The following is a 381-nucleotide window of genomic DNA, read 5'->3' on the forward strand; positions in this document are numbered from 1 at the left end:
ACCCGCGCTTGAGCGCATTGCGGCACGAGGCACTCGGTCATCTCGGCTTGGGTGAGACCTGGTAGATGGCGGCACCATCATGAGCGGACCGGAAGCGACGGTCTGGCTCAACGCATTGCTTGGCTTTCTGCAATGGGCGCAGCACGGCGTGCTGGTGCTGCTGCACACGCTTGGGCTGACAGGCGAGGCGCACGGGCAGCCAGCATGGCCGTGGGACGTGCGCATCGCGGGCGAAACCCTGTTGATTGACCTTGGGCAAGCGCGGCAGCTTGGCCTGACGCTGATTGCCTTGATGCTCGCGTTGGTGGCCGTCGTGATCGCCGTGCTCGTGCGGCGGTGGCGGCCGGTGTCATCCGGCGTCGCGGCGGGCCTGCTTGTGGT

General features: G+C 66.9%; 1 protein-coding gene. It reads left to right on the top strand.

Features of this window, described 5'->3' with window-relative positions:
• Positions 1-79: 79 nt before the first annotated feature.
• The coding region (locus I6F21_RS38590) for a hypothetical protein (RefSeq protein ID WP_225184498.1) at positions 80-381 on the top strand (302 nt) is incomplete at its 3' end.

The sequence above is a fragment of the Bradyrhizobium sp. NBAIM03 genome (assembly GCF_020194055.1).
Classification (GTDB): Bacteria; Pseudomonadota; Alphaproteobacteria; order Rhizobiales; family Xanthobacteraceae; genus Bradyrhizobium; species Bradyrhizobium yuanmingense.